Genomic DNA, 25,414 nt, shown 5'->3' with positions numbered 1-25,414 from the left:
GCGATGTCAGTCGCAGCTCAGCGCGGCGAGCTTGAGCTCGGTCGGTCGTCCCTTCGGGAGCTCTTGCCAAACGACGAAGGCTCTTCCGCCAAAGGTCGCCAGCTCGCTGTCGCCCGCTTCGACGTCCTTCGGCGACACGTCGATCGCGGTGCTCGGTACCAACGCGTCGTTGCAAACGAGGCCGGCCCGCACCCGCGTCTCCTTGCCGGACCCTTCGGTCCACGAGAGAAGGACGCAGGTGGCGTCGATGGTGGCGGCGACGGCCGGCGCGACCGCGGGTGTCGAACCGGTCGCGAGGGTCGCCCGCGTCAGGGCCCCGCTGTCGGCCCAGTGGGTCACGGTGAGCGCGAAAGGCGCCTTTCCCGAACTAGATGCATAATACACGGATGCGCGACCGGCGCTCGACACCACGGCCGGCGCGCCGACATCGAGGCCACGCGCGCTGAGCTGCACGACGGGACCTTGCGGGGCGGCGCGAACGATCTTTCGGCCGACGAGTCCGCCGCCGCGCCGTGCGACGGCGAAGGCCGCATCGCCGCCGCGCGCCAGCGCTGGCACGTCTGCTTTTCCCTTGGGTTCGCAGCCGTCGAGGCCGCCCGCCGGGTCCGCGAAGAGCGGCGGCATCTCGGTGGCCGTCGAAGACACGAGGCGCAGATCGCCGCACTGAGGCAAAAGCGCGAGGGCGTGGTCGCCCATGTCGACGGCGGCGATCCGTTCCCCATCGGGTCCCGGTCCAGGGACCGACTCGTTGACGCGCTTCGCACGCGCCGTCGCCTTGGCGACGTCCGCGAACGTGCACGACAACTTGCCGGCGAAGGCGACCCACGCGCAGGTGGCTGTGCGGAGCGAGCTGTCGGCCGCGGCGAACGGCGCCGCACCGTTGCTGAACGCGTCGACGGCGTCCTGCGAACCGAGCACCGTCGCGGCGCCCCGCGGCGCCAGCGTCTTGGCGTCGAAGAGGCGCGCCATCTCGAAGCGCTGCGTGGCGTCTTCGGGGAACGAGCCGCCGTTTGGCCCGGGCTTTCGCTTCTCGCCCCACGTGACGAGCACAGCGTCGCCGTTGGCCGCGATCGCGTGCGTGATGCCGCCGCGCCCTTCGGTCACGAGCTGCGGCGCGCCGACTCGGCACGCGCGTGACTTCGCACTCGACGGAAGAGGCGCCGCCGATGTGCTCGGCGCCGTCTGGGCTTGGGTTGAGCTGCTCGGCTTGGCCGCTGCCGCGTCGCTTTCAGCGGGGTTGCCCTTTGGGCATCCAGGCAATCCGGTGAGAGCGAGCAGCAAGGCCAGCGGCTGGGGCAGCGTCGAACGCATGGCCCCTCATATCGTTATGGCGTTCGCGAAGGGAAGGATTCGCTCTTCGCCGCGCAGCGGGGTCTAGGCCGCTTCGCGCATCATGGGGGCGATTCCACGGAGGAGTCGAAGCGCATCCGCGGAATCGGGGACACCGGCGGCGCTCGCGAGCCGCGCTTCCACCGGCGCCGACAGGTCACGCGCGAGGTTGACGATGGCGTGCTCACGGACCGCTTGAAGCGCGCGGCGTTCGGCGTCCGTGAGCTGCGCTTCGAGCCACGCGGCGAGATCCCAAGACAGTGCGGCGTGCTCTGTTTCTTCCTCGGCGATGACCGACATGGCGGCCCGCACTTCGCCGTCTTCCGCCCGGCTCGCCTGAAGATGCGCGACCAGCGCGCCGTAGGTCTCTCGAACGCAGCCCTCCTCGGCGTTGTCTCGGGCGATCTCGAAGAGCGAAGGCAGCTTCGTCGTCATCGGCGCGACCTCGGGCGGTCGCGGCGTGACGCCGTGACGCTTCGCGAGGTGGCGCGTCGTGCGCGCGTGGCGGATCTCGTCGCGAATCGCCTTGCGAACGCGGGCCAAGAGCTCGCGCGGCGCACCGTGGTGCGCCAGTTGACGCGCGAGCCTGCGGAACGCGACGACGCTCGCCGCCTCGAGGTTTGCCATCGACTCGAAGTGAACGCCGACGCTGTCGCTCCCGGCTGTGGCCGCCTCGTAGGCGGCGAGCCCTTCGGGACGACGTCCCGCGACGGCGCAGTTGGCCGGGACCTTGAGGTCTTTGCGCGACACCTCGGTCAGGTTTCCCGCCGCATCGACGTGCACCGTGACCTCAAAGGTTGTGGGGCCGCAGTTCTGGCGATCGATGAGGACGAAGTCCCAGCCACCGTCGGCGGTCGTTCGGTATTGCGAGTCTTTGATCTGCGTCGACCCGCAGGACCGTTCGAGGCCCTTGTTTGCGGTGACCCAGAGCGCTTCTTCGAGCGTGTCGAAGGTGCCCGCCAAAGCTTTCATCTCGGCCACGTTGCGCGCGACGCCGATCTCGTCGCCGCGCGTGTAGAGAATGTAGTTCACCGAGCAATCGACGTTGGCGTACGAGGTCGCGGGGTGTTGCGCCTTGCAGGCCTCCCTCGTCGGGGGCAGCACACGGAAGCCCTGCACCTTGGAGAGGCAGGCCGCCGCGTTGGTCGCCGTGCTGCACAGTGCACCGACGCGCTCGCCATCGGAACCTTGCCAAGCGTCGCCGTCCTCCGGCTCTCCGCCGCCCACCACGCCGCCGGAGAACTCGGGGCTGCCTGAGAGAGGAAACGCTTGCTCGCTCCGCATCACAGCGCCGTCGATGGGGGGCGTCACGTTGAGGCCCTGAAGGAACGACCTGTTCGTCTTGGCGCACGCCGTCGCGTAGGTCGGCTGAACTCCGCCACCCCCGCCGCCGCCGCCGGTCGTGGTGGTCGTGCTCTCGGTCGAGCCACCGCAGGCCGTGACAGCGGCCGTGGCAAGGAGCGTGGCGAGGACGTCAGCGAAGGCCTTGTTGAGACGAAGTTCGGTGCGGCTCATGATCACGAGTCTCCCTTGTTGGCGATGACGGCGGCGACGGCGGTTCTGCGGCGCCGAAGCGCGAGCCCCAGCGCGAGGGCGAGGGGCGCGAGCGCAGCGAACGGCGGCGCCACCGCCCTAGTCGCTGCGAGCGAGCATCCGCCGTCCGTCGTGGTGGTGGTCGTCGTCGGCGCCGATGGCGCACCGCTCGCCGTCGTCGATGGCGCGGGGATTACGGGGGTCGTTTGGGGGGGCGTCGTGAACTTCGGCGCAGGGCAGGCGAACTCCACAACCGAGGGTGCCGTCTCGAGGGTCGTCGTGAAGGGCAGTCGCGCGCGGAGGACCACGCTGTGCTTGGGTTTGGCGGCGGAGGCCTCGTCGCACCAGCCCTTCGCGGTCACCTGGGCGACGTCTCCGTTCGCGGAGAGCGTGACCTTCGTCTCGATGGGGCGGTCGTCGAAGGCGACGCCGAAGCGGTAAGCCGCGACCCAGGGCTTCATGCTCGCATGAAGCGTGTAACTTGCAGCGATCGTGAATTGGGTCGTGCCCAGGTCTTTCGCCGTCGACGTCGGCGCGCTCGAGACGGCGCCGAGCTCCGTGGGGAGCGGCGCAGCCGGCGCCACCGTGAACGTGATGGGACCCTGGGCCGGGTAGGGCCCGTATCCGCAGAACGATTCGAATTGAAGCTCGTAGCTCGCGCCCACGGTGAGCGGGCTCGTCGGCACAACCTTCAGGTAGCCACCCTCGACGGGGCCCACCGTCAGCGGGACCTCGGTCTTGGCGGCTGTGTAGAGGTGAACTTGTGCGCTGGTCGCCTTGAGCGCCGTGTACCCGAAACCCGGGAGGTTCGCCGGGAGCGTCGGCGCGGCCGGGGCCATGGTCGCGGGCGCGCAAGGCGCCGCGATGGCCGCCCACGCGGAGCGCGCGCCTCCCGTGGTGAAAAGCGCGAGCGCGGCGAGGGCGGTCAGGAAAGAACCCTTCATGATCGCCCTTGTAGCAAGTTCAAGGCCCCCCACGTAGGGTTGATAGCGCGTTGAATTTCCACGCTTGCTCGTGGCTCACACTGGCACGACCGAGACGCCCGCAGCAGCCTCGAACGTGCGAGTCTGCTTCACCGTGAGCCGCCCCGAGACGGAACGCGAGCGCCATGCGGCGCTCGACGCGCTGCGCGGCGTCGCGCTGCTGGGAGTGCTCCTCGCGAACGTCGACACAGAGTTTCGCGCGTCGCCCTTCGAGCGGTTTCTCCCGTCGATGGCCCCCGCGACGGGCCCCGAGGCCTGGGCCGCGGAGGCGCTTGTCCTCGTCTGCCACACCAAGCCGCTGCTCGTCTTCTCCTTCCTCTTTGGCTTCGGTCTCGCGGCGCAGGAGGACCGCGGCTCGCTCGCTCTGGCGCGTCGCCTCGCGTTTCTCTTCCTCATCGGCGTCGTGCACTTCGTCCTCCTCTGGTCCGGCGACGTCCTGGCGCTCTACGCCGTCGTCGCAGGGTTCGCAGCGATCCTTCTCCGCCTGTCCCGATGGGGCGGCTTGCCAGCGTGGAGCGTGGTGCTGGTCGCGCTCGCGCTCTTCGGCGTCCAGGCCTTGCCGATTCCCTACCCGAGGCCCTTCGACACGCCGGAGGCGATGGCCGCCCACGTCGACGCGGCGCATCGCATCTACGGCGCTGGCGACTACGCGAGCATCCTCCGCTTTCGCCTTGAGACGGCGCGCCCAGCGCTCGCGGCCCTCTCGTGGAGCGTGCCCCGCACGCTCGGGTTGTTCCTCCTCGGCGCGAGCGCCTGGCGCTACGGCCTCTTCAAGGCGCCTCGCGTCGACGCTCGCCTGCCCACGTTCGCCCTCGTCGCTCTTTTGCTGGGGGCCGGCGCGGCGTGGGCCGCGGCGCGGTCGCACGCGTCAGGCGTGACGCTCGCAGCGCTGACGGAGTGCGGCGAGCTCGGCCTCGCGGCCGGCCTCGGCGCGGCGGTGCTCTGGTTGGCGGATCGGAGCCGCGTTGGAAAGGCGCTCGGTGCCCTCGCGCCCATCGGGCGCATGACGCTCACGAGCTACCTCGTTCAGTCGGTCCTGCTTGGCCTCATCTTCTACGGCTACGGCGGGGGACTCTTCGGTCGTGTCAGTCACGTGCAAGGTGCATGCATTGCCCTCGGGATCTTCGCGGTGCAGGCGGCCTTCGCGGCGGCGTGGTTGACGCGCTTTCGCCTCGGCCCTGTCGAGTGGCTCTGGCGCTCCGTGACCGACCGTGAGCGCAAGGCGATGAGGCGTTCGTAGCGGGCTTGAGCGCGGCCCGAAAGCGGTCCATCCCCGTGTGATTCTTCTGGTTACGCAGGAATGACCCGGCCACGGGCGATCCACTTGTCGTCGACGCGCGTCGCAGCGCCGACGCAGCTTAGCGCCGCGAGGCACAAAAACAGCGGTCAACGCCGCGCGCCGCGGCGGGTATGCCCTATGCCTACACGGAGGCCATGCATCACCTCCGCGTCCTCTCCGTTTTCGCCCTGGCGAGCCTCTCGATGACAGCTTGCGCCGCTCCCGGTGACGCGGAGCCGAGCGGCGACGAGGCGTCTGCGGTGGGCGAGGCGACCCCCAAGTTGGGCACCTCCGCTGTCGCGCTCCCCGACGGCCGCCTCGCCTCCTCGCTGGGCGTGCTCGGCGGTCGAATGTTCGTGGCGCTCAACAACGACTTCGGTCACTTCCTGAGCGTCGACCCCGTGCGCATGCGCGTCGCCGATGAGTGGGGACCGCGCTCGGCCCTCCACCTGCGCGGCGCCGACGGCATCCAAGCCGACGGCGAGCAGCTCGTCTTGCTGGGCTACGACAACAACCTCGACGGCAACCCCGTCGACATCCTGTTCGGACGTCCGCCCGCGAATCAGGGGGCCCAGTTCGCCTTCGTCCTTAGCTGGTTCGATCCGTCGGCCAAGAAGATCACCAAGAAGATTCGCATCGAGCTCGACCGCACCATCCTCGAGGGTCGCAGCGCATTCGTCGATCGCCCGAACGCGGCCTTTGTGGTCCAAGACGACGTCGTTCACTTCGCGCTCTGCCACCCGCGCGCGAGCAAGCTCGTGAAGATCCCTGTGCCGGCCGCGAGGGAGACGACGCTCAATCAAGATGGCTCGCTCTTCGAAGGTGGCACCGAGCTTTCGCCCATCGTCAAATGCCGCGCCATCGACGGAGGCAGCGCCTACGTCGTCGTCCCCAAGGGCTCGAACGACGGTTACCTCGAGCGCGTCGACCTGGCGACGGGCCGCAAGACCAAGGTCGGCGGCGGCCTCGGGCACCCGATTCGCGTTCGCATCGCCGACGGCAAGGCCTTCGTCGCCGATCACAACGGTCGCCTCGTCGTTGTCGACAAGGAGTCGGGTCGCACCCTGCGCGAGGAAGACGTCGGCAGTTGGGTCGACGACCTCACCGTGTCCGGCAACTACGTCTACGTCGCGACGCGCGAGCACTTCTACGTGACCAAGGTTCGTCCGTAGTCGTCTGCGTTCGCGTCACGCCTTGGGTCGCGATCCGTGATGGTCGCCTCGCTGCCTTGCGTCGGCCATCCGGACGAGGAACCAGGTGGCCGTCGCCGCTGCCAGGTGCTTCAGCGAATGGCCGCTCACAAGGGTCGACGTGAGCGCGAAGATGCGCGCGTCGGCGACCTCGAGGGCCTTGGCCAAGGCATACCAGCCGATCGTGACGACAAGCTCACGCGTGCCCGCGTATCGCGGTGGGAAGAGCCACAAGATGAGCGGCAGCGACAGGAGCGGGTAGAACTGCACGAGCACGTAAAGGCGGAGATCGCCGTGGCCCGACGCGTCGCCCCAGCGCCAGTAGCTCACGCTCGCGAGGCCGAGCAAGACGAGCGGACCGGCGAGCACAGCGCCGAGGCGCACGCTCACGCGCTCCTTGAGGACAAGCGCGAAGAGCGACATGAACCCGAGCGTCATGGGCAGTCGGTCCCAGAAGAGGGAGCGGCTGTCAGGCGCGTAGTGGTAGTAGGCCGAGCCGAAGGCCGTGAGGAAGATGCCGCCGAAGAGCACCAGGAACCACGAGCGTTGGCCGCGCTCCGCGAGCGGCGAGGGAGCTTGGGCGACCCACACCTTGCGGAGGCCCAAGAGTCCGACGACGGCGAAGGGCAGGTTCGAAAGCACGTTCAACGCATTGGGCACGGCCAAGAGCGTTCGCGTGTCGGCGAACTGGTGGTAGCCGAGGTCCTGGTGGATGGGCGGCCCGAGCCAGACGGCCACGGTGCACGCGATGGCCGTCAGCAGGAGGACAAGGCCACGGCGACGGAGCGAAGCCTCGGAGAGGGGAGGGCCGGCCTTCACGGGGCGCTCACTTTGCCAGAAATCCGCCCGATCGCAGCATGGGCGGGCCCAAAGTCACCGGGCGAGCTCGTGGCCGGAGGGCCGCGTGAGGAAGGCGCTTGAAAAAAAAGCGAGGGAATCCGCGCCGGCGTAGCTTCCTGTGTTGCACGTTGCGGCCGGATCGAAGACGCTTCCAAGTCCATTGACGGACGCGGCTTCCCGCCAAAGCCCTGGGCCGATAGCCCCAGGCATGATCGTCATCGATCGCTATGAGATCCGCCAATCCCTCGGGAAAGGCGGAATGGGTGAGGTGTTCCTTGCCTACGACCGATCGACGCAGCAGCAAGTCGCGCTGAAGATCGTCCGCGAAGAGTCGCGCATGCCCGGCGACGACGAAGCGCTGCGGCAAGAACTCCTTCTGGCGCGCAGCGTTAGCCACCCGAACGTGTGCCGCGTGCACGATCTGGCGCCGTCGCCCTGGGGTCCGATCCTCGTGATGGAGCACATCACGGGGCAGACGCTCCACACGCACATCCGCAAGAAGAAGGCTCAGGGCGGGTACACCTCAGACGAGTTCCGACGCATCGCCCACGACATCGCCTCCGGTGTCGCGGCCATCCACGCGCAGGGCCTCGTGCACGGCGATCTCAAGCCCGGCAACGTCATGGTCACGACCGAGCCTGACGGCAGCTTCGGCAAGGCGATCGTCCTCGACTTCGGTTTCGCCAAGGAGCGCGCGCGCACCAGCGCCCGCCGTCCTGGCGCGCCGCCCGACGGCGGGACGCCCAACTACATGGCCCCAGAGCGCATTCGCTCGGGCGGCGCCTCGCCCGAAGACGACGTCTATGCGCTCGGCCTCACGCTCTGGGAAATGTGGACGTGCCGCGTGCCCGAGCCCGGGTACAAGCCCCGCGCCAAGCCCATGCGCGCGCAGATCATGTTCGACGTGCCGGCGGGGCTCTCGCTCGACGAGGTGAAGCAGGTCTTCCGGTGCCTCCTCGACGATTCGCAGCAGCGCATTCCCGCGCGTCACCTGCGCTTCTTCAACCCGTCCACGCTCACGACGAATCCCATCCAGGTTCCGCGAGAGCGCCTCGACCCGGGGCCGCCGCCGGGCCGCAACACCGCGGCCCAGTTCACGCCCGCGCTCCAGGCGTTGCTCGTGACGTTCGCGACCAACGCGCCGGACTTCGTCGGTGAGCTCATCGTCCTCGAGAAGCCCGTGATGACCATCGGCCGACGCAACGACAACGACAGCGTTGTCCCCGAGGCAACGGTGAGCGGTCAGCACGCGCAGCTCCGCTGGTCGAGCGGCACCTGGGTCGTCGAAGATCTCGGTTCAACCAACGGCACCTACGTCGACCACACCTACGAACGGCGCAAGCAGGTCAACCTGATGCACGGCGGTGAGGTTCAGCTCGGTGAGCTTCGTCTCAAGCTCTCGACGTACCAGCGCGAGAGCCCGGGCCACAAGCGCGCCCGCGCGTACCTCGCGCGCCGTGACGGCCTGACGGGGCTCCTCAGCCGCGAACAGCTCCTGAAGGCCCTCGACGAGGAGGCCGAATTCGCCGACTGGGTCGAAGCGCCGCTGACGCTCGCGCGCTACGAGCTGCGCGGTCCGAACCGCTTGGTCTCGGACCGTCCCACGATCCTCGAGATGCTCGCGCTCCGTCGCGCAGCGACCCGCGTCGTCGAACTGACGGACATGCTGCTGCTCTCGCTCGTCGCCGTTACCGGCGGCAAGACCGGCCCTCTGCGCTTCGTGGTCGCGATGGTCGGTCCGAACCCGCAAGAGGCCCGAAGCCTCGTCGAGCAGGTCGTTGGGCAAGTGCAGGGCATGTTGCCCGAGGGCCTCGACCTCATCGCGTCCATCGCGCGCTACGAGCCGGGCATGAACGTGCGCGGCCTCATCGATCCCTCCGGCTGAAAGGGTCGGGTTCTCGCTCATGGCGATTCGATTGTCGGCGACCCTCGGGAGGCGCGTGACCGTATCCTTACTCCTCGGACTCATCGCGTGGGCCGGTGCGTGTTCGCTCGAGACGAGAGGGGTGGGGCCCGAAGAAACCGACGCTGGCCGCCGCGACGCGACGGTCACGACCGATAGCGCCAGCGACGCCGTCGTGGACGCTCCGAGCGAGGCCGCCGCAGGCGATGGTGGCGGCAACGACGGCGGCTTCGACGCGGCGGACGCAGCGGACAGCTCGGACGCCGCCGACGGCGCGCTCGTGACCGACGGCGCGCCAGGCGACGCGTCTGCCGACGCGAAGGACGCGGCCGAGGGCGGCTGAAACCGCAGCGAGGCGATTGGTTCGGCCCTGAAGTGGGCTACCATCGCGCCCGTGCTGAACGTCCTAGACCCGGGTCATCGTGGAGCGCGGGCCACGCAAGACGACGACGACCACTTCCGCGACGGTTGCGGCGTCTTCGGCATCTACGGCCACGGCGAAGCGGCCAACCTCGCGTACCTCGGCCTTCACGCGCTCCAGCATCGCGGGCAAGAGTCGGCCGGTATCGTCACCAGCGACGGCCAGCACCTCTACGCGCACCGCGCCATGGGCCTCGTTCAAGACGTCTTCGACGAGACCAGCCTAGGGCAGCTCCCTGGTCACATGGCCATCGGCCACGTTCGTTACTCGACGACGGGCGCGTCTCACCTGAGAAACGCTCAGCCCTTCGCCGTCGACTACGCGCGCGGATCGCTCGCCGTTTGTCACAACGGCAACCTGACCAACGCCCACGAGCTCCGCTCCGAGCTGGAAGAGAAGGGGAGCATCTTCCAGTCGTCGACGGACACGGAGGTCCTCGTGCACCTCGTGGCGCGCTCGACGCGACCGCTCATCGAGGAGCGCGTCGTGGAGGCTCTCTTGCGCGTTCAAGGCGCCTACTCGCTCCTCTTCATGTCAGAAGAGTCGATGATCGCCGTGCGCGACCCGATGGGCATTCGGCCGCTCTGCTTGGGCATCCTTCCGGGCAAGAAGGACGCTCACGTCGTCGCCAGCGAACCCACGAGCTTTGAGCTCATCGGCGCCGAATACGTCCGCGACATCGAGCCGGGCGAAATTCTCGTCGTCGACCCCGCCGGCGTGCGCTCCCTCAGGCTCCCCGGCGATGCGCCCCGTCGCATGTGCATCTTCGAGTACGTGTATTTCGCACGCCCCGACTCGTCGCTCGGGGGGCGCAGCGTCTACGGCGTGCGCAAGTCACTGGGGGAGCAGCTCGCGAAAGAGCACCCCGTGGAAGCCGACGTCGTCATCCCCGTTCCCGACTCTGGCGTTCCGTCGGCCGTTGGCTTCGCGGCCGCGCTCGGCTTGCCCTTCGAGATGGGGCTCATTCGCTCGCACTACGTGGGCCGCACGTTCATCGAGCCGCAGCAGTCGATTCGGCACTTCGGGGTCCGTCTCAAGCTGAGCCCCGTGGAGGCCGTCCTTCGCGGCAAGCGAGTCGTCGTGCTCGATGACTCCATCGTGCGCGGGACGACGTCGCGGAAGATCGTGAAGATGATCCGCGACGCCGGCGCCCGCGAGGTGCACCTGCGCATCTCGAGCCCGCCGACGCAGTGGCCTTGTTACTACGGCATCGACACGCCGACGCGACGCGAGCTCATCGCATCAAGCCACTCGGTCGACGAAATCGCCAAGTACATCACCGCCGACTCGCTCGCCTACCTCTCGCTCGAAGGGATGGTCGAGCGGGCCGGCGGCTCGGGCTTCTGCCACGCGTGTTTCTCGGGCGACTACGCCGTGCCGTTTTCGCCGCAGGCGGGCCGGCGCTCGCTGCGGCTCGTCTCGGGCTAGTGGCCGGGGCGAACCGCGCGGGCGCGTCAGTAGCCGATCTCGTCGTAGATTCGCACCTTGCGAATCAGGCCGCTATCGCCTCGCTCGAACACCATGACGCCCTCTTTCGGCGAGGTCTCGCCGGGGCTCAGCTTCGCCGTCTCGTATTCGACGGAACAGCCGCGGCCGTCGTCGGCCACGCCTAGCACGATGGGCACCCAGTCGTTGGCGCCGCGCTCATTCTGCAAGAGCTGCGCGTAGTGCTTGTGGAGCGCGCCGCTGCCGCGGTCGTGCTCCTGACCAAGGCCATCGACGGCGATACCGGACGACTCGAAGGTGGCTACGACAGCATCGACGTCACCGAGGCGGAGCGCCGCCAAGTGCTCCGCCACGTCGGCGGCGACCACGTGCTCGCGGTCGACGACCTTGCGAGGCGTCCGCGGCGCCTGCGGGCTCCCGAAAGGCAAGGACGCGTGGTGCAGGCGCACGGCGATTTCCCGCGCGCGGCCGCGCTCCGCCACGAGCGCGACGGGCAGCTCGATGTTCCGCTCCGCGTGCCTTAGCGACAGCGTGACCTCCGTGACGTCTCGGTCGACGCCGACGATGGTGGGCCCGCGCTTCGCTGTCGCGTCGTGCTCGACGAGCCAATCGCCGAATTGCTTGAGGGCCTTGCGGATGGCCGTCATGCCGCTCGCAGCCCCAAAGAGCGGTTGGTAGATGAGCGCTCGTTCGCCGAGGCGCTTGGCCAGCGACTCTCCGGCTTCGGCGATCAGCGCCTGCAAGTAGACCTCGGCCAAGCGTCCGCGCAGGCTCGATGGCTGCCGGTCTCCCTCGTCGTCCTTCATCACGCGTTGGGGGCTCCTCCGCGGACCGCTCCACACGGCCGCAGGCCAAGGATACGGAAGGCGGTGGGCGCGGTGGAAGTCGGATGTTTCAACTCGGCGAGCCGCATTTCACATTTGAAAGGATTCCAAGTGGTGCTCCGGCGTTCTGCTCGGGGGTTCAGCGTTGGCCTGTAAATTGCTTGGACGTTTGCGGCACCGCGTAGGAAGGCTCTCCCCCCCCGGGCCCCTATGTGGTGCCGCTTTTTTTTGTCCGTGTGCGCCGCGCCCCGCCTGCGGCCGAGCCGCACCCGCTGAAAAGCGACTATAACGGCGCGCTGTGAGCCGCCTTGTCGCGTGGGTGATGGTGCCGTGCCTCCTGGCTGGATGCAGCCGCACTCCACCCGAGCCGAGCGGACCGCCCGTTGCCGTTGAGGCGCGAGCCGTGGCGACAGTGCCCGGGCCTAGCAGTGCCAGGGTTCACGCCGAGTTCTCCGATGGTGCGACGGTCACGACTCCTGCGGCCGTCCCCGCGCCTAGCCAAGCCGCCGAGCGATGCGTTCGGCCGCTTCCCGCGGAGAGCCCGCCGGTGGCAAAGCCCGCCGCGAGTGGTCTGTGCCCGCCCGATCCGGCGGCCACGGCGAAGGTGCCCCTCGAGTTTCGCTCGACCAAGCTCGAGCTCCCGGAGGCCTCGGGGCAGAAGACGCTCACGGTGGAGGTCGCGGAGCGCCCCGAGCAGACGGCCCACGGCCTCATGTATCGAAAGAACCTCGCCGGTGATCGGGGGATGCTCTTCGACCTCAAGTCGCGCAAGGTCCAAGCCTTTTGGATGCGAAATACATGCATCCCGCTCGACATGATGTTCATCGACGACGACGGCCTCATCGTCGGGATCCTCGAGCAGGTCCCCGTGCTGAACGAAGAGGAGCGAAGCGTGGGCTGTCCCTCGCGCTACGTGCTCGAGGTGCAGGCGGGATTCTCTCGGAAGAACGGCGTGAGGCCGGGCCAGCGGGTCAAGCTGCCGAACTGAGTCGACCCAGGCCCGCGCGACGCAAGATCTCCAAGCGCCGTCGTTTTTAGGGTAAAACACGCAACCATGTTGCGCTCCAGCTTTGCCCCTTCGCTCCTCCCCGTTGGCGTCCTTGCCGCGCTCTCCTTGCAAGGTTGCAATCCCGTAGCGCCGCCCGAGCCGGTGCCGGTGCACAAGGACACGGCGCAGGTCACTCAGAAGCAGCCCGCGCAGCCGGCGCAGAGCGCGGCGCCGGTCCCCACCGAGAAGAAGATCGCCCCGCGGGCCCCGGAAGAGAACGCGCCGGCGGCCGCCGCCGACGATCCGCTCAAGGGAAAGTACTCGCGCTGGCGGACGCCACAATGTATATGCCCGGCAAGGGGGCCCTCGTCGCGACGCTGAAGACGTCGGAAGGCGACCTGAAGTGCAAGCTGCTCGACGGCAAGGCACCGAACACGGTGGCCAACTTCATCGGCCTCGCGACCGGCAAGCGCAACTGGAAGGATCCCAGCGGCCAGTGGGTGCAGAAGCCCGCCTACGACGGGACGACCTTTCACCGCATCATCAAGGGCTTCATGATCCAAGGCGGCGACGCTCGCGGCAACGGCAGCGGCGAGCCGGGGTATGTCATCGCGGACGAGATCTGGGACGGCGCGAAGCACGATCGCGCGGGCCTCCTCTGCATGGCCAACCGCGGAAAGAACACCAACGGCGCGCAGTTCTTCATCACCGACGACGCGGCGCCTCACTTGGACGGTGGCTACACGATCTTCGGCGAATGCACCCCCGTCGAGACCGTGCACAAGATCGCCAGCGTCGAGGTTCGCGGCGAGAAGCCTTCCAAGACGGTCAAGATCGAGACCGTGAAGATCAGCCGCGACAAATCGTAGGATCCGAATCTCTGACGCGCGCGTTGCGGGGCAACGGGCGAGTCGATACAACGGGAGCGGCGAGGTGGGGACGTGATGAAAGTCTTGGCGACCGGATCACTTTTGGCGCTCGCGTTCCTCCCGGCCCTTGCGTGCGCGCAGCTCTTGGGCGACTTCGAGGTGGCGACGGACAAGGCCGATGCGAGCACGTCTGGCGACGCCGCGGTTGCGAGCGCCGATGGCGCGGCTGATAAGAAATGCGTCACCGACAACGAGTGTCCGCCGCTCGTGACCGAGCCGCCGTCGTGCGCCACGGCGAAGTGCGCCGTTGTACGAGGCGTCTGCGTTTACTCGGCACTCGACCGAGACAAGGACGGTCAACCGGCGGCGAACTGCGTGGCGCAAGACGGCACGGCGATCGACTTGGGCAAGGACTGCGACGACAGCGATCCGACGCTCTTCGCGGGCCATCCCGGAGATTGCGCGACCGGGCCCGACGGCGGGGTTGTGGTGTTTCCCGGCGGAGCGCCCAAGGGCCAATGCAAAGCTGGCAAGCGCACGTGTGTTGGCGACAAGCCGTCGGCTTGTGTCGGTGTGGTGGCCCCGGCGCCTGAGGACTGCACCACGACGACCATCGACGAGGACTGCGACGGCAGCCCGACGAACGGCTGCCCCTGCGCTCCGCTCAATGGCGTTCAGCCTTGCGACGTGCACCCAGGCCTCGACGGCAAAGGCATCTGCAAGGCCGGCTCCCAGACGTGTCAGACGGGCGGCTGGTCGAAGTGCACCGGCGGCACCGGACCGGCGGCGCGCGATTGCTTGTCGTCAGAAGACAACGACTGTTCCGGGACGCCCGACAACACCGTCGACCCTAGCGTCTGCAAGTGCCAAGTCACGGGGCTTGATCAGCCGTGCAACGCGCACCCTGGGAGAGACGGCGTTGGCGTTTGCAAGGCCGGAACGCACAAGTGCTCGGGGACGTCGGCCTCGACGTCGTTCGGAGCATGCACGGGAGACGTGGGCCCCGCGACGAACGACGACTGCGAGCCGGCGGGCGCCGACCTCAATTGCGATGGCATCAAGGGCAATGGGGCTGGCTGCTGGAACCTCGTCAGCGTCTACGTGAACTCGGTGTACGCGTGCACGCTTGGCTCGGGTCAATGGCCCGACATCTACGGATGCCTTGGTCGAGACGACCGGGATTCCCGCTGGGTACTTGGACATGACGAAGTTCAAGCTCTTCGTCCAACCTGGCGCGCCGACCGTCGTCCATCGTTGCAACAACACCGCCGACGGGTCCTACTTTATCGGCTTCGGCGCTTGCGCCGGCAGGCGCGTCGATCAGAGGCGTCCTCGGCTACGCGTCGGCGGTGAACGGCGGAACCGGCTGGGTCGAGCTCGCGGAGTTCTTCGGAAAGACTTCAAACCCACCGGGTTGATCCGGACCGACGACTCGAAGTGTTGCGCTTCGAACTGCAACACCTTGTCGCCTAAGCGGTACACGCTGAAGTAGCCGGCCCGGTGCGCCGCTTGCGGGCGACGTGCGCTGATTCAATCAGTCGGGCTGGTAGAGGATCTGCTGCGAGCCTTCGCGCCAGTAGAAGCGATCGTAGGGTCCGCCGCGATCGAACGTGATGGCACCAAAGAGGTTCCACCCGACGCTCCACACGGCGAGCGCCTTCCAGAGCACTCCGAAGGGCCGCCCGCCGATGGCGAGGAGCACGAACAAGAAGACCGAGTAGTCGTTCGAGAAGCGGTACCCGAACTGGCGCCAGCCGCTGTTTTGGTAGAGGAGGTTCATGATCAGCGGGCCCGCGACGCTGAGGAGCAACGCCGCGTGGAGCGGGCCACGCTTCTTCGGCCAGAGCAGGAACAAATAGAGCGGCGTCGTGAACCAGAGCGCGAGGCCGTGCTCGTTGATGACGAAGGGCGGCGCTGACGCGGGCGCGTTGCGGGGCGCGGGCCAGGGCAAAATGCTGAGCATCGCGCCGAGGTTCTTCGGCAGGTAGTGGAGGCCAAAGAGCCCCCACTTCTCGATGCGGCCGTGCCAGACGACGGTGAGGTGCTCGTGTCCGAAGGCTGTGGGGCTAGGGTTCTTGAACCGCGTGTAGTTCATGGCGCTGGCGATCGCCAAGACGCACAGGATCGGCACCGCGAACGAGACGACGAGCGACAAGAGGCGCTTCTTGTCCGCGCGCCTCAACGCATCCTTCAGGCGAGTAAGAAAACCGAGGTCGCCGTCGGCGTCGAAGGCCGCGGCCCCACCCGCCGCGCGGAGCGCTTCGTAGGCGAAGAGCGGCGCCGTGAGCAGCGTCGTGGGTCGCGTCGCGAAGGCACACCCGAGCAAGAGTCCCGCGAGCGCCGGATGCTCGCCGTCCAAGGCCACGAGCACGTAGGCCGCGAGCAAGCCGGCGCCGACCACGTGGGCCGCGAACCAAACGGTCCCTTCTACGGCCGTGAAGAAGTAGACGGTGCCGAAGGCAAACAAGAACGCGAGGACGATGTTGTCGCGCTCGCTCCGCTCGCTGCGCTTCGTGCGCCTTAGCTTCTCGAGGGCCAGGAAGAGAAGCGCTGGCGGCAGGCCCGCGAGCCAAACCATGAACTGGCCGTCGCGGAAGGCCTCCGGCGAACCCGCGAGGGCGACGAGCGGCATCATCAAGACCGCAGGGAAGGGCGGAAAGCTGATGTACGTCTTGCCGCCGTACACAGCGAAGTCGTTGCCTTGGGCGTAGGCCGGCGCGCCGTTGGCGAGGTCTTGCCGCCCGTGAATCCACGCGTCGGCGAGGTGCGCGTAGTGGTTGAACGCCGTGTGCTCGCCGAGGCGCTCCTTGCCGGCCACGAGCGCGAGCACGAGCACGCACGCGGCGTAGATCAGCGCGGCGATGATGAGGCGCCGGCGCTGCTCGGGAGGCATCTTGGCCGGTGAGGTGTTTGGCGGCGCCTGTGTAGGGGACGCGTTTGCGCCTCCTGAGGCGCTCACCTCGGGCGTGGCCTCGGGCAACGCCGCCTCGCTGGCCTCGGCCTTTGCCTCGAGGGGTGGTCCAGCTTTCTCTCCCGCCTCGGCCTCGCGATGGTCCGCCACAGGCGCGGGACCCTACGAATATCGCCGCGCCGGGGCAAGCCCTCAGCCCGAACGCGAGCGCCAGCCCGATGCCTCCAGACCGGCGAGGCGCGTACGACGCTTCGCACTCGATGCGTGCCCGTATGGGTATCCAAATTCGCAGGTGTGAGTCGGATGGGCCCAAATCGCCGTCAAATTTGCGGTCCGCTGGGCCGAGCCGGCGTGGCCCATGACTTGCTTATTGGCCCCAACATGGCTCTTCCCTTCGAAACCGGGCAGCCCAACGGCAATCCGCGTGCGGTCGCGATCCTCGCCAAGACGATCTACCGCGAGCTCCGCGCCGCCGGCTACGCCGAGCGCGACGTGATGTCGCTCGCGAGCGAGCTCTTGGGCATGGTCGCCACCGAAGTCAAAGGTCAACGCACCCGCCAGTGACGTGTCGCCAGGGCCCGAGGGCTCGGCCGCTGGCTCTTTCGCTTGGGCCAGAAATTGACACGCAATTTGACAGAGTCGCGCGGTAACCTCGACAATCCCGATTCGGGGATCAAGGTCTCGAGCCACCCAACGCTCTCGCGGCGGGTCTCGTGTCTTCGGTCAACGTGGTCGAGACTTATCAAGCCGCGCTGAGGTCTGGCGGGGCGTGCGCCATGTAGGTGGCTTGGAGCCGCCAGCATGGGTGCGGCGGGGTGTCGAGGAGCGAATGTTCGCCATCACCATCAGCGAGAAGGGCGGCGCCGAGCGCCGCGAAGGCTTCGACAAGCCGGAGATCAACATTGGGCGCGTGCAGGGCAACGACCTCATGCTGCCCAAGGGGAATGTCTCCAAGCACCATGCTCGGCTGCTCTTTCGAGACGGACGTTTCATCGTCACCGATCTCAAGAGCACCAATGGCACGTACGTCAACGGGCGGAAGATCGCGCAAGCGACCATCGTTCGCGAAGGCGACAAGATCTACATCGGCGACTTCGTGCTTCGCATCGAGTCGGCTGCGGCGGCCCCCGCGCCGGCGCCCGCGCCTCAACAGCCGGAAGCGCCGACGCCCGGCGGTGCTTTCCAGCCGGGCCCCTACGATGGCGATGAGCTAGAGACCGCGGCGCGAGAGAACCGAAACAGCGCGCCGCGCCCTCCGGCCCAGCCGGTGCCCTCGGTTCGTCCGCCGCCGATTCCGCCTCAACCCGCCGCCGTTGCGGCGCCGCCTCCCATGGCGCCGATGCCCGCGCCCGCGGGGAGCGGGCGCACGGGAGCGAATCCCCCGATCTCCGTTCCCGGCCGCTCCGGGCCGCCGCCCATCGTTGCGCCCGCGCCGGTGCCTGTGCCCGTCCCCGCGCCCATCGAGCGTCCCGCTCCGGTCCAGGTGACGGCGGCGATGCCGCAGACGCCGATGCAGCAGGCCCCGATGCCGCAGCCCGCGATGCAGCAGGCCCCGATGCAACAGCCTATGCAGGCGGGCGGTATCCCCACCCCCATGCAAATGGCTCCGCCGATGCAGGCGGCGATGCCCGCGCCCATGCCGACCCCATCGCCCGCGATGCCGCCAGCGGCCGCGGCGCCTCAGCCGGCCGCCGGTGTGCCGGGGCCGCGCAACACGCCCTCGCGAGTCCCGCCGCGCGAGAGTCCGCAAGCTGCGGCGCGCCGCCTCGCGTTGCTCACGTTGGTCGATCGCGTCGCCGACGCGACCGATCTCTCCGCGCTCGGTCAGAGCGCGCGCGTCGACGACGCCGTCGCGCAGCGCATCGAGCGCACCGTGCGCGACCAAGCGGGCGCGATGCGAAGCGAAGGCGAGGTGCCCGAGGGCATCGACGTCGAGCAGCTCGTGCGCGACGCGTCGCGTGAGCTCATCGGCCTCGGGCCCGTCGGTTCGTTGCTCGACGACGACGACGTCACCGAGATCCACTGCATCCGTCACGACCACGTCTTCCTCTCGCGCGGCGGCGTCTTGCAACCGGCTGAGGTCTCGTTCACCAGCGAAGAAGCCCTCGGCCGTGTCATCGCGCGGCTGGCCCACCAGTCGGGCGAGCCACTTCGCGCCGGCGAGACCACCGCCGAGCGCCGCGTGGGTCGGGCGCATATGGTGGCCATGTTGCCGCCCGCTTCGTCGGGGCATGCGCTGCTCATCCGCAAGCGTCGACGTCAGGACTCGTCGCTCGAAGAGTTCGTGCGTCTCGGCGCCGCGTCGCGCGCCATGGCCACGTTCCTCGAGAACTGCATCGCCGCGCGCGCCAACATCCTCGTGTGCGGACCGCACCGCGCGTCGCTCTCGGCCTCGCTCTCGGCGTTGGCCATGGCCAGCGGCGGAGGCGAACGCGTCGTGTTCGTGCAAGACGTGGAGGACTGCAACGTCCCGCACGCGTACACGCTCTCCGTCGCGCTCGCCGACGGCGGTGCGCGGGGCGAAGCCGCCGTGCGTTCCGCGGCGCGCCTCCTTCCCGAGCGCCTGTTCGTCTCGCCCATGGCCGGCCCTGTCGCCGTGGCGACCCTCGACGTGATTGCCGAGGGCGCCGAGGGCGTTATCGCGGCGGCCGTCGCTCCCTCATTGAGGCACGCGCTCGCACGACTCGTCGCGCAGATGGCGTCGGCACGACCTGGCGGCGTGGAAGCGGCGCGCGAGGCCGTGGGCGAAAGCTTCGACGTTGCCGTCGAGTTGGTCACGCTGCCCGATGGTCGCTCGCGTGTCGTCCGCGTGGCTGAGCTCACCGGCAGCGACGCGAAGGGCGTCGTCGCGCGCGACGTCTTCACATCGACGGAGGATGGCTCGTTCGCCGCCACGGGTGTCGTGCCGCGAGCGGTCGCGGACTTCGCTTCGCGCGGCGTGAAGGTGGATCCGAACCTCTTCAAGCGCGCCGTCGGGCGGTAGGTCGAGGGCCGCTCCCGGACGCTGACCAAACTGCAGAAGCGATGAGCTCTGTTTTGCGTCGCGCTGCCCCGGAGCGATTCCATCTGCCTTAGCTCGCCCGTGCGAGTTCGTTCAAGCGGGCGGCGGCGACGCGCTCGCGCTGAACCGGAGCCGGGACGACTCCGCGACGAAACGGACCGAACTTCCCGCTTCGGCCCGTGGCCGTACCGCTCTGAGGGGAACCTTTGCGCCTAGGTGCTGGATGCTGGTCCAAACTGGACCCTCTGAGGGCAACACGTTGCACGCTCCGCACGTCCTCAGTCAGCTACCGGCCACTGCTTGCTGCCGAGCACTTCGGAGTAGGGCCAATTCTATGCGAATTGCGGAGTGCTTGGCGAAGGCATGGTTGCTGCTTAGGCCCTCTCGCGACTCAACGCACGACGGAGCCCCAAGATGAAGAAGAAGATTGCGGTGAAAAAGGCCTCGAAGAAGAACCACAACGTCACGACGCCCGAGCTGACGATCGATGAGCTCGCCGCCGTGATGGGCGGCGAGGTTGGCGCCGTCTCGCAAGCGGCCCAATCGGGGGTGAGCTTCGGTGGTACGTGGATCGGGGCGGTCTACGGCGGCGACTATGCGAACTGGGCTTACAACGAGTAACCGCATGAGGGGGGGGGCGCATGACGACGTGATGTGACGTGTCCCCTTTTCGAATAGCCTCGACGACGTGACGGCACGCAGATCGCGCCCGCGCAGAACGCCCCAGTCACCCACGCCGGCGTCGATCGCCGCTGAGGCGACGGCGCATCGGTGGGCGAAGGAAAACGGGTTTCCTTCGAAGCGGCTCAAGGTCGTCGGCGTGACGGGGACGAACGGAAAGACCACAACGACATTTCTGCTCGACGCGATGTTTCGCGCGGCAGGGTTCGTAACGGGACTCATCGGTACGGTCGAATACCGCGTCGCCGAGCACACCTTCGCGGCCAACTACACAACGCCGCCATCGGATCGCTACCAAGCGCTCCTCGCCGTGATGGAACGGGCTGGTGTCTCGCACGTCTCGAGTGAAGTCTCTTCGCACGCGCTCACCGAGCGTCGCGTGGACGGCACCGAGTACGATGCTGCGATCTTCACTAACCTCACGCGGGACCACATCGACTTTCACGGCACAATGGCCGCGTACGGTGCGGCCAAGCGTCGTCTCTTCGAGGACCTACTCGCCAACAGCGCCAAGAAGCGGCCCAAAGCCATCGTGAACGTCGACGACGACTTCGGTGCGGCATTGGTTGGCTCGTTGCCCCCCCGCATCGGAACCGTCTCGTTCTCCGTGAAGCCTTCTTCGAAGGCGGACGTCGCGCCGGTGCGCGTCACGGAGACACGCAGCGGGTTCCGCGGAATTCTCCGCACGCCGAGCGGAACGATTGAGCTCGCGTCGCCGCTCATTGGCCTCCACAATCTCTCGAACCTGTTGGGGGCGGTGGCGGCCGCTCAGGCGCTGGACGTGGCCAACGACGCCATTGCGCTCGCGCTCCAAGGTTCGCGTGGGGCTCCCGGTCGACTCGAGCGAGTGCCGAACGATCTCGCTGTAGAAGCCTTTGTCGACTACGCCCACTCGCCCGATGCCCTAACGCGCGTGCTCGAGACTTGCCGTCGCCTCGCCGCACCGAAGAGTGGCCGGGTCATCGTCATCTTCGGATGCGGAGGTGACCGCGATCGTGGCAAACGCCCGATGATGGGGGCTGCCGCGGCGAAGCTCGCCGACCACGTGCTGCTCACGTCAGACAATCCCCGCAACGAAGCGCCTGAAGAAATCAGCACCGACATCCTGAAGGGCATTCCCGATGAGGCAAAGAAGGAGCGGGTCGTGGTCGTCCTGGACCGAGGTGCCGCGATTCGTCGCGCCGTGCAGGATGCGCAGTCCAACGACATCATCCTAGTCGCGGGCAAGGGCCACGAGGCCTACCAAGCCACCCGGGCGGGGCTTCACTTCTTCGACGACCGACAAGAGCTCGCGCTCGCGTTCGCCGCGCGAAGGCCCACTGCCGACAAGACTGCCGACAACGACCGCGCTCGCGCTGTCCGCTTCCCACCACTCCCGAAGTTTCGGGCGACCCTCCGGGAGGTCCAGTCGCGGTTGGGGGCACGGAGCTTCGGCGGCTCGCTGGTCGACGCACCCATCACCGGCATCGCTTTCCATCCCGACGACGTGAATCGTGGGTCGCTCTTCGTCCTCCACCCGAGCTGTCGTCTGGAGCGCCAGCTCGACCTCGTCGCGCGCGTGGCGCAGCGGGGCGCGGTGGGGATTTTGGCGTCGAGTGCGTATGCGTCGTTCCTGGGTTACCTCCGCGTACCGATCCCGCTGCCGCTCCTCATCGTCGACGATCTCCCGGCCGCGCTCCGGGATTTGGGCTCCTCTCCCCGGTCGCATCGCTCCGCGACCGGCCGTTTTTGGATGCCGGAGCCCGTGCCTGCGGAGCCTTCAGATTCGCAGATCGCGCGTGCCTCCACCGAACCCGCGATGTTGACCCCACCGCTCCGCGATCGGAAGTCGCGCCTCGAGTGGGGCCCCAATCGATACAGCGAACATCCAGTCATGCGTGTAGAGCTCGAGCGATCGGCCACCTCGTGGTCGACCGAAGATGCGACGCGCATCCACGCGTGGCTTCAGCCGATCGAACCTTCTGCGAGGGTGGCTTCGGCATGTGGCTTCGTCGCCTTGGTCGCGGCGGCGCTGGTCGCAGTGGCGCTCGATGCCCCCTCGCGCGCGATCGTGCGGCCTGACGAGCCCGATGTGGCAGTCTTTGAGGTGCCGCTCCATACCGTCGGCCGGTGCGCGTTTCTGCACGCGGCCGCGCTCCTCTCAGAATTGCTGAGCGGTCGCGAACCTCGATGGACCGACGCGCTGGCTCACGCGCGCGCTTGGCCAACGGATGTCGACCGTCGTGTCGTCGAGATGTTGCAATGGGCGCGGGCGAACAGCGTCCCTGTCCGTCCAAAAGAGCCACCCGTGTCGTGGACCGTCGGGCAGGGGGCGCGCGCGACGACGTTCTCGGCGGCGGATTCGGAGAAGGACGAGGCGCTGACTCGGCTCGCCGACATGTTCGCGCGCAAGCAGGTCGGCGTCGTTCCCGTCATCGTCGTTGCCGGTGGCCATGGGAAGACCGCGTGTTGCCGCGTCCTTCTTGCGGCGCTCGCCCGCTTCAAGGCCGACGCCGCGTATGTCGGAGAAGTCTGCGGGCCCGACGGTGCGGGAGGGACGCCGGGGCCCGATCCGCGCGCAAAGATGTTGATCGTCGAAGCACCAGCCTTCGGGGCGTCGTCGGCCCCTGTGCCTTATCATCCGCACGCCACCATCATCTTGAATACAGCTGCACCGCCCGAGGACGGCGGCGTCTCAAAGGGGCGGGCGCGCTATCGCCACTACCTCGAGCTCGCGAAACGAACACGTCCCGGTGGCCTCTTGGTCCTCAACGTCAACGATGCAATGTGCCGTCGCCTGGCAGGCGCGAGCGAGCTCGAGCACCTGCGACTGGTGCCGTTCTCTCCGTCCGGCAAGAAGGCTCTGGGCCTCGTTCCCCTCGTGGCGCGTGCAGACGGACAAGTGCTCGCGCGCGTCCACGGCAGCTTGCGGCCTCAATTTTCGATCGCGCCCTTCGGTACGGTGGGCGGGCTCCCCGGCGTGTTCGTTGCGCCTCTTCTGGCGGCCTTCGCGACCTTGCTGGCGATCGGCGACAAGCCGCTCGCAACGGTGGTGCGAGTGTTGTCGCGCTTTCAAGCCAACGTTGCGAATGCGCCCGGTTGCTTCAACCTTCATCGCATTCGCAGCGCGCGTGTGCTGGTGCATCGAGCCAATGGAATCGCTGAACATCGCCGCCTGTGGGGAGAGATTCCTGACCTGTGCCGACGGTTGGGGATCGATCGGGTGCATGCGGTCGTTGGCGCCAGTCGTAGAGCCGGCAGCGAGGCGGCGACCTTCGCCCTCTATCAGAGTGAGTGTGCCTCGGTTGTCGGTGCGATGTCGGCCGCCGTTGGGGTGGAGGCCGTTGCTCCGGTCCCCTACGTGCTCGCGAAGCTCAGTACGCTCGGCCCGCGCGAGCTTCTTGTCGTCGCGATGAATGACGTCACGGAGTTGAACGACGTACTGCAACGGGTGCCGCACCGATGAACGCGATGAAGAAGGCGAAGGGGACGGGGGGGCGCGGGCGGGCCTCTAAGAGCCGATCGACGCGGCGATTGACCCTTGTGGCGGGAGGCGACACCGAGTGGCAGAGCGCGGTGGACGCGCCCGAGATCCTCCTCGATTTTGGAGACACGTACGATGGCGGCTGGCCCCCACTGCCGCTCGTGAACGGTACGCGAGCGGTGGCGTCGCTCGCGTTGGATCCCCTGCGTCGACCGCTGCCCGAAGAATCGCACGCATCCGACTCCGTCAACCACTCGCTGTCGTTCCCCAACGAGCGTGCGATGGTTCGCTACCCGCTGCGGAAGCTCGCGCCGATTTTTCGTGCTGCAGACCTCGGCTTCCTCAACCTGGAGATGCCGCTCTCGCGGGAGGCGGGCCGGCGCGGGGCGTTTCGCGGGAGCCCTCTCTTCGCCGAGGCGTTGCGATGGGCGGGCGTTCACGTGGTGTCGCTCGCCAACAATCACATGCTCGACGCCGGAGAGGTCGGATTGACCGACACCCAGCTGGCGTTGCAAGCATCCAACATCGGAACGGTTGGCGGTGGCGACGACTTGGGCCAGGCCAGGCGCCCATTCGTCACGACACGAAACGGCATAGCGGTCGGTCTTTTGGCCTACAACCAAATTATCGGTGCGGGCGGCACCGGCATCTTCGCCACCAGGGGGCGCTCCGGTGTCGCCCCGCTCGACCCGTCGATCATTCAGGAAGACATTCGGAAGCTGCGTAAGCGCGTCGATGTCGTGTGTGTCTCGTGCCACTGGGGCGAAGAGAATACGTTCGAGGTTCACCCCGCTGCGCGGCGTCTCGGGCACCAGATCCTCGATGCTGGCGCCGACGTCATCCTCGGTCATCACTCCCATCTCGCGCAAGGTGTCGAGGTCCGCGGAGGGAAGGTGATTTTCTATTCGCTCGGCAATCTCGCGTTCGGCCACAGCCACGACTACTGGGACGACAACACCCTCGCACGAATCGAGCTCGGGGCCAGGGGAGTGAATGCGGTCGAGCTCTTGCCAATCGCTGGCCGCCGCAATGAAGTGACCCAGCCGCACCTCCTTCCTGGGAAGCGCGCGACGGCCGCTCTGGAACGCTTACAGGCCAGGAGCCGGGAACTCGATACTGAAGTCACTATCGAGGATGGCATCGGCCACCTTCGTCTTCGATAACCGCCCTTCATCCTCTGCCAACGAGGCAAGTGAGGACTCGGCTACGGCGTCGTCTCCGAGTCCGCCCTCTTCTGCATCTTCCGATGCACGATGCGCTTCTTCAGCGCACCCAAGTGGTCGATCATCAAGACCCCTTGCAGGTGGTCGAACTCGTGCTGAATCGCCACCGCCAAGAGCCCCTCAGCCTCGAGCTCGAACGACGCGCCGTCGCGATCCTGCGCGCGCACCTTCACCTTGGCAGCCCGCTCGACCTCTTCGGTCACGCCGGGGAAGGAGAGGCACCCCTCCTGCCAATCGAGGCAACCGCTCGTCTCGAGGATCTCCGGGTTGATGAAGACGCGCAGATCGCTCGGCTCGTTGTCGCTCGCCACGTCGATGACGAAGAGCGAAAGCGCCTCCCCAATCTGCGTCGCCGCGAGGCCCACGCCCGGCGCCGCGTACATGGTCTCGGCCATGTCGTCGATGAGCGTGCGGATCTCGGGCGTCACGCGCTCGATCCTCTCGCCCTTCTCGCGAAGGCGCTTGTCCGGGTAGTGGAGGATGGTCCGAATGGCCATGGGGGAGAGTGTATAGCCGTTTTGCGAGCCGTC

21 protein-coding genes are annotated in these 25,414 nt (G+C 67.8%); 14 read left to right on the top strand and 7 right to left on the bottom strand.

The window, feature by feature from the left end:
* Positions 1-6: 6 nt before the first annotated feature.
* From IPG50_38935 to IPG50_38925, 3 genes are all read right to left on the bottom strand, one after another.
* On the bottom strand, positions 7-1,311 hold the full coding sequence (locus IPG50_38935; GenBank protein MBK6698120.1) for a hypothetical protein: 1,305 nt from the start codon (positions 1,309-1,311) through the stop codon (positions 7-9).
* Positions 1,312-1,374: 63 nt separating this feature from the next.
* Entirely contained in the window at positions 1,375-2,844 is a 1,470-nt protein-coding gene (locus IPG50_38930; protein ID MBK6698119.1) for a ferritin-like domain-containing protein, read from the bottom strand.
* A 2-nt stretch (positions 2,845-2,846) separates the two neighbouring features.
* A complete protein-coding gene (locus IPG50_38925; protein MBK6698118.1) occupies positions 2,847-3,806 on the bottom strand; it encodes a hypothetical protein in 960 nt (319 codons plus the stop codon).
* 70 nt (positions 3,807-3,876) lie between these two features.
* Between IPG50_38925 and IPG50_38920 the strand changes: the two genes are divergently transcribed.
* A complete protein-coding gene (locus tag IPG50_38920) occupies positions 3,877-5,085 on the top strand; it encodes a DUF418 domain-containing protein (protein ID MBK6698117.1) in 1,209 nt (402 codons plus the stop codon).
* A gap of 194 nt (positions 5,086-5,279) precedes the next feature.
* Positions 5,280-6,296: a hypothetical protein gene (locus IPG50_38915; GenBank protein MBK6698116.1), complete on the top strand. Its 1,017-nt coding sequence runs from the start codon at positions 5,280-5,282 to the stop codon at positions 6,294-6,296.
* 15 nt (positions 6,297-6,311) lie between these two features.
* Here the strand turns inward: IPG50_38915 and IPG50_38910 are convergent, their stop codons facing one another.
* Positions 6,312-7,133 carry an alkaline phytoceramidase gene (locus IPG50_38910; GenBank protein MBK6698115.1) on the bottom strand — a complete coding sequence of 274 codons (822 nt, stop codon included), beginning with the start codon at positions 7,131-7,133 and terminating at the stop codon, positions 6,312-6,314.
* A 229-nt stretch (positions 7,134-7,362) separates the two neighbouring features.
* Here IPG50_38910 and IPG50_38905 point away from each other — a divergent pair, with 229 nt between their 5' ends.
* The 3 genes from IPG50_38905 to IPG50_38895 all read left to right on the top strand — a co-directional run bounded on the left by IPG50_38905 (position 7,363) and on the right by IPG50_38895 (position 10,906).
* Complete coding sequence (locus IPG50_38905) at positions 7,363-9,039, top strand: protein kinase (GenBank protein ID MBK6698114.1); 1,677 nt, start codon at positions 7,363-7,365, stop codon at positions 9,037-9,039.
* A 121-nt stretch (positions 9,040-9,160) separates the two neighbouring features.
* Positions 9,161-9,400, top strand: a complete 240-nt coding sequence (locus IPG50_38900) for a hypothetical protein (GenBank protein ID MBK6698113.1) — start codon at positions 9,161-9,163, stop codon at positions 9,398-9,400.
* A 54-nt stretch (positions 9,401-9,454) separates the two neighbouring features.
* Positions 9,455-10,906: an amidophosphoribosyltransferase gene (locus tag IPG50_38895; protein ID MBK6698112.1), complete on the top strand. Its 1,452-nt coding sequence runs from the start codon at positions 9,455-9,457 to the stop codon at positions 10,904-10,906.
* Positions 10,907-10,932: 26 nt separating this feature from the next.
* Here the strand turns inward: IPG50_38895 and IPG50_38890 are convergent, their stop codons facing one another.
* Positions 10,933-11,733 (bottom strand): hypothetical protein, encoded by an 801-nt coding sequence (locus IPG50_38890; protein ID MBK6698111.1) that lies wholly within the window; start codon positions 11,731-11,733, stop codon positions 10,933-10,935.
* Positions 11,734-12,295: 562 nt separating this feature from the next.
* Between IPG50_38890 and IPG50_38885 the strand changes: the two genes are divergently transcribed.
* From IPG50_38885 to IPG50_38870, 4 genes are all read left to right on the top strand, one after another.
* Positions 12,296-12,736, top strand: coding sequence for a DUF192 domain-containing protein (locus IPG50_38885; protein ID MBK6698110.1), 441 nt, complete (start codon positions 12,296-12,298; stop codon positions 12,734-12,736).
* Positions 12,737-12,802: 66 nt separating this feature from the next.
* On the top strand, positions 12,803-13,117 hold the full coding sequence (locus IPG50_38880; GenBank protein ID MBK6698109.1) for a hypothetical protein: 315 nt from the start codon (positions 12,803-12,805) through the stop codon (positions 13,115-13,117).
* On the top strand, positions 13,078-13,605 hold the full coding sequence (locus IPG50_38875; GenBank protein ID MBK6698108.1) for a peptidylprolyl isomerase: 528 nt from the start codon (positions 13,078-13,080) through the stop codon (positions 13,603-13,605). Before IPG50_38880 ends, IPG50_38875 begins: the two co-directional genes overlap by 40 nt.
* A gap of 75 nt (positions 13,606-13,680) precedes the next feature.
* The gene (locus tag IPG50_38870; protein MBK6698107.1) at positions 13,681-14,958 is read left to right on the top strand and encodes a hypothetical protein; all 1,278 of its coding nucleotides are present in this window, start codon (positions 13,681-13,683) and stop codon (positions 14,956-14,958) included.
* Between the two features lie 181 nt (positions 14,959-15,139).
* Here IPG50_38870 and IPG50_38865 read toward each other — a convergent pair whose 3' ends face one another.
* Positions 15,140-16,666, bottom strand: coding sequence for a hypothetical protein (locus tag IPG50_38865; protein ID MBK6698106.1), 1,527 nt, complete (start codon positions 16,664-16,666; stop codon positions 15,140-15,142).
* Positions 16,667-16,897: 231 nt separating this feature from the next.
* Here IPG50_38865 and IPG50_38860 point away from each other — a divergent pair, with 231 nt between their 5' ends.
* The 5 genes from IPG50_38860 (at position 16,898) to IPG50_38840 (ending at position 24,824) form a co-directional block, all read left to right on the top strand.
* Positions 16,898-17,080 (top strand): hypothetical protein, encoded by a 183-nt coding sequence (locus IPG50_38860; protein MBK6698105.1) that lies wholly within the window; start codon positions 16,898-16,900, stop codon positions 17,078-17,080.
* A gap of 265 nt (positions 17,081-17,345) precedes the next feature.
* Positions 17,346-19,499, top strand: coding sequence for a Flp pilus assembly complex ATPase component TadA (tadA, locus tag IPG50_38855; GenBank protein ID MBK6698104.1), 2,154 nt, complete (start codon positions 17,346-17,348; stop codon positions 19,497-19,499).
* A gap of 432 nt (positions 19,500-19,931) precedes the next feature.
* Positions 19,932-20,138, top strand: coding sequence for a hypothetical protein (locus tag IPG50_38850; protein MBK6698103.1), 207 nt, complete (start codon positions 19,932-19,934; stop codon positions 20,136-20,138).
* Between the two features lie 67 nt (positions 20,139-20,205).
* Positions 20,206-23,643 carry a UDP-N-acetylmuramoyl-L-alanyl-D-glutamate--2,6-diaminopimelate ligase gene (locus tag IPG50_38845; protein MBK6698102.1) on the top strand — a complete coding sequence of 1,146 codons (3,438 nt, stop codon included), beginning with the start codon at positions 20,206-20,208 and terminating at the stop codon, positions 23,641-23,643.
* A 5-nt stretch (positions 23,644-23,648) separates the two neighbouring features.
* A complete protein-coding gene (locus tag IPG50_38840) occupies positions 23,649-24,824 on the top strand; it encodes a CapA family protein (protein ID MBK6698101.1) in 1,176 nt (391 codons plus the stop codon).
* Positions 24,825-24,865: 41 nt separating this feature from the next.
* On the opposite strand, the gene def is transcribed toward IPG50_38840, so the two are convergent.
* Entirely contained in the window at positions 24,866-25,381 is a 516-nt protein-coding gene (def, locus tag IPG50_38835) for a peptide deformylase (protein MBK6698100.1), read from the bottom strand.
* Positions 25,382-25,414 lie beyond the last annotated feature (33 nt).

The sequence above is a fragment of the Myxococcales bacterium genome (assembly GCA_016703425.1).
Classification (GTDB): domain Bacteria; phylum Myxococcota_A; class Polyangia; order Polyangiales; family Polyangiaceae; genus JADJCA01.
The sequence above is the reverse complement of the archived record's forward strand: the minus strand, read 5'-3'. Positions and strand labels throughout refer to the sequence as shown.

Coding starts and splice junctions, on each gene's coding strand:
- IPG50_38860 (MBK6698105.1), top strand. CDS start 16,898: ATGGCTCTTCCCTTCGAAACCGGGCAGCCCAACGGCAATCCGCGTGCG.
- IPG50_38870 (MBK6698107.1), top strand. CDS start 13,681: ATGAAAGTCTTGGCGACCGGATCACTTTTGGCGCTCGCGTTCCTCCCG.
- tadA (MBK6698104.1), top strand. CDS start 17,346: ATGTTCGCCATCACCATCAGCGAGAAGGGCGGCGCCGAGCGCCGCGAA.
- IPG50_38935 (MBK6698120.1), bottom strand. CDS start 1,311: ATGCGTTCGACGCTGCCCCAGCCGCTGGCCTTGCTGCTCGCTCTCACC.
- IPG50_38925 (MBK6698118.1), bottom strand. CDS start 3,806: ATGAAGGGTTCTTTCCTGACCGCCCTCGCCGCGCTCGCGCTTTTCACC.
- def (MBK6698100.1), bottom strand. CDS start 25,381: ATGGCCATTCGGACCATCCTCCACTACCCGGACAAGCGCCTTCGCGAG.
- IPG50_38915 (MBK6698116.1), top strand. CDS start 5,280: ATGCATCACCTCCGCGTCCTCTCCGTTTTCGCCCTGGCGAGCCTCTCG.
- IPG50_38850 (MBK6698103.1), top strand. CDS start 19,932: ATGAAGAAGAAGATTGCGGTGAAAAAGGCCTCGAAGAAGAACCACAAC.
- IPG50_38840 (MBK6698101.1), top strand. CDS start 23,649: ATGAAGAAGGCGAAGGGGACGGGGGGGCGCGGGCGGGCCTCTAAGAGC.
- IPG50_38905 (MBK6698114.1), top strand. CDS start 7,363: ATGATCGTCATCGATCGCTATGAGATCCGCCAATCCCTCGGGAAAGGC.
- IPG50_38930 (MBK6698119.1), bottom strand. CDS start 2,844: ATGAGCCGCACCGAACTTCGTCTCAACAAGGCCTTCGCTGACGTCCTC.
- IPG50_38875 (MBK6698108.1), top strand. CDS start 13,078: ATGTATATGCCCGGCAAGGGGGCCCTCGTCGCGACGCTGAAGACGTCG.
- IPG50_38880 (MBK6698109.1), top strand. CDS start 12,803: ATGTTGCGCTCCAGCTTTGCCCCTTCGCTCCTCCCCGTTGGCGTCCTT.